Genomic DNA, 273 nt, shown 5'->3' with positions numbered 1-273 from the left:
ACACCTACCAGGAAGGCCACGAAGACCAGGTCATGGTCCAGGGCTTCAACCACGAAGTGATCATCCCGCGCGACCCGCAGTCCGGTCAGCCGACCGGCCAGCGCGTGCACAAGCCGGTGGTCATCACCAAGGTCTTCGACAAGGCGTCGCCCCTGCTGCTGGCCGCGCTGACCTCCGGCGAGCGCCTGACCGAAATCGTCATCCACTGGTACCGCACCTCGGCGGCCGGCACCCAGGAGCACTATTTCACCACCAAGCTCGAAGACGCGATCA

Annotated in this window: 1 protein-coding gene; it reads left to right on the top strand. The window is 64.8% G+C overall.

Features of this window, described 5'->3' with window-relative positions; translation table 11 throughout:
* Positions 1–273: type VI secretion system tube protein TssD (tssD, locus tag QMX96_RS26835; RefSeq protein WP_282362741.1), on the top strand; the 273-nt coding region annotated here is incomplete at both ends.

The organism is Pseudomonas sp. PS01300 (assembly GCF_029960155.1).
Classification (GTDB): Bacteria; Pseudomonadota; Gammaproteobacteria; order Pseudomonadales; family Pseudomonadaceae; genus Aquipseudomonas; species Aquipseudomonas palmensis.
Note: the sequence above shows the minus strand (reverse complement) of the source record. Positions and strands in the feature narration are given on the sequence as shown.